Source organism: Psychrobacter sp. FME13, assembly GCF_014861395.1.
Lineage (GTDB): Bacteria > Pseudomonadota > Gammaproteobacteria > Pseudomonadales > Moraxellaceae > Psychrobacter.
Window position 1 is genome coordinate 1 of the sequence record NZ_RRYV01000248.1, and the last position, 2,612, is coordinate 2,612.

Genomic DNA, 2,612 nt, shown 5'->3' on the forward strand with positions numbered 1-2,612 from the left:
CTGTTGGCACGACAGGTGATTCATACGATAATGCGTTGGCTGAAACGGTTAACGGACTTTATAAAACGGAGGTGATTGAATATTTAAAACAGCAGTGGCAAGGTGTGAGTGATGTTGAATTAGCAACCCTAGAATGGGTCGATTGGTTTAACAAAACTCGCATTCATAGTACGATTAGTTATGTGTCGCCTTTTGAGTTTGAGAGACGATACTATGATAGTCTTTGTGAGTCAGACAAAGCTGCCTGACTCAAGCAATCCACTCTCCGATATAGTCGGGGCGGTTCATAGCCTGAGCATTATTGGCTGTTTTATTCGATATATTTACTAGGGTGGTATTGCGCTCAAGAACACTTGAAGTATAAAAAGTAAAGGCGAGTAACACCCCAATCAATGCCAAGAAGGCAGCAATCGACAGAATCAAACCACGGTAACGAGAGTTACCATTTTGAATTGATACAGTCATAGCATATTCCTTTTAATGTATAGATAAATTCATACTCATTGTTTATTTAAAAATAATACGTTCCATAATGACTACACTTGAGGCTACTGCAACATTTCTTGTTGCTCTAAAGCTGCATTAGTCAAATCTGTACCGAACCATTTGGTGGTCAACTTTGCGTATGTACCATCTTCTTTTAGATCTTTTAAGCCTGCATTCACTTTTTTGAGCAACTCAGGCTGGTTTTTATCAACTACAAACACCTTACGGGCACCATCTGCTTTGACACCTTCATAATCAAAATACTGTGGCTGCAGACTTGGCAAATCATTCAACGTATAGCGCAGCACACCAGAGTCATCCACTACAGCATCAACCTTATCTTGTGCCATCGCTTCTACTGCTGCAAACGTAGTCGGATATTGCTCTAAAGAGCCTAGCTCATAGTTACCTTGTGCGAAGTACTCATAAGGCTCTGAACTGCTCAACACACCGACTCTTAAATTACTCAAATCATTTAATGATTTAATGTTTAATGAATCGTCTAAATATACAAGACTGTTAGGAAGCGGTGCATAGACATCTGAAAGCAGATATTTACTGGCGCGCTCGCTACTATAAGTTAAACCCGCTGCTACCATATCTCGACTTTTATTATCTAAGTTTTCAAATAATATTTTCCAAGGATCGTTATAAAATTCAACTTTAAAACCCTGATCTTCACCAATGTGTTGCATAAGTTCTATGTCGAAACCCGTTACGTTTCCATATTCATCTTTAAACTCATAAGGAGCATAATTGGCTTCAGTACCAACTTTAATAACTGGCGCTGTATCAGGTAAATTACTAACGAATTCATCTTTGTTTTCTTGCACTGTTGGAGTATTAGCACTAGCACTCTCTTGTGTGCTAGTAGCATTGTTAGAGTTACCACATCCAAATAATCCAACACTGAGTACGATTGGCAGTACCCGATATAACTGTTTCATTCTTTATCCTTGGGGTTTAGAAAGTTTTTTCGTCTTAAAAAATAAGTAAAATAAAAGCACTCAGCACATAATTGCCTGAGCACTTTTTTTATAACGTCTTATCTTAATTTATACTTATGTTTTTCATATTTTTAAAAGGTAGACTTTGGCTTTCTTTGTTCTGAGACAGCTTGAGTCAAATCTTCACCAAACCATTTAGTCGTCAATGTGGCATAAGTGCCATTTTCTTTAAGACTTTCTAGCCCTGCATTAACTTTCTCAAGTAGCTCTGGTTGGTCTTTGTCCACTACTAACACTTTATAAGCACTGTCTGCATGAATGTCTTCATAATCAAAATATTTGGGAGAAAGATCAGCGAAATCTTTCATCATGTAACGTAGCGCACCTGCATCCTCTGCCACTGCGTCCACCTCGCCTTGTGCCATCGCTTGTATCGCAGCAAAAATGGTTATGTAAGGTTCTACCGACTCAACTTGGACTTTGTCACTGCTAAAATACTCATACTGTACTGTTTCATCAAGCACACCAATTTTTAAGTTTTTTAAGTCATCTAGCGAAGTGATATTTTTTGAGTCATCCAAGTACAAAAGTGTAGAAGGCAGTGGCGCATATGGCTCTGATAATAAGTACTTGCTATCACGCTCAGGACTGTAAGGTACTGCTGCTACAACCATATCGCGTTCTTTATTATCTAAATTAACAAACACTTCTTCCCATCGATCACCATAATTCACGACTTTAAAGCCTTGGTCTTCACCAATTTGCTGCATAAGCTCTATATCAAAACCTGTGACATTCCCATATTCATCTTTGAAGTCATAGGGCGCAAAGTCTGTATCAGATGCAACTTTCACTACTGGCGCATCGTCCGGCAGATTACTAACAAACTCCTCTTTATTTTCAGTAACTTTCGTATTACCTTCGCTAGCAGCCTCTTGGGTAGTTGGAGCATTATTAGAGTTACCACATCCAAATAGACCAACGCTTAATACGATTGGAAACACTCTAAACAACTTTTTCATAATCTATCCTTAGATATAAATTTGTTAGTTACTCAAAAAACACATTAACGCCATCAAACTTCGAAAAATATTCAATTGTAATTAAATAGTTACAATATATAGTATAGTCACTGCACTACAAAAGAGTTATGTTTTGGATGAATATCATAAAACAATT

4 protein-coding genes are annotated in these 2,612 nt (G+C 37.7%); 1 reads left to right on the forward strand and 3 read right to left on the reverse strand.

Going from position 1 to position 2,612, the window contains the following annotated elements; genetic code table 11:
- Nucleotides 1–248, forward strand: a 248-nt coding sequence (locus tag EI164_RS15580; protein ID WP_192520616.1) for an integrase core domain-containing protein, incomplete at its 5' end; no start/stop codon positions are given.
- A gap of 1 nt (nucleotide 249) precedes the next feature.
- Here the strand turns inward: EI164_RS15580 and EI164_RS15585 are convergent.
- From EI164_RS15585 to EI164_RS15595, 3 genes are all read right to left on the reverse strand, one after another.
- Complete coding sequence (locus EI164_RS15585) at nucleotides 250–465, reverse strand: hypothetical protein (RefSeq protein ID WP_192520885.1); 216 nt, start codon at nucleotides 463–465, stop codon at nucleotides 250–252.
- Nucleotides 466–548: 83 nt separating this feature from the next.
- Nucleotides 549–1,433, reverse strand: coding sequence for a substrate-binding periplasmic protein (locus EI164_RS15590; protein ID WP_192520887.1), 885 nt, complete (start codon nucleotides 1,431–1,433; stop codon nucleotides 549–551).
- A 131-nt stretch (nucleotides 1,434–1,564) separates the two neighbouring features.
- On the reverse strand, nucleotides 1,565–2,455 hold the full coding sequence (locus EI164_RS15595) for a substrate-binding periplasmic protein (protein WP_192520889.1): 891 nt from the start codon (nucleotides 2,453–2,455) through the stop codon (nucleotides 1,565–1,567).
- Between the last annotated feature and the right edge of the window lie 157 nt (nucleotides 2,456–2,612).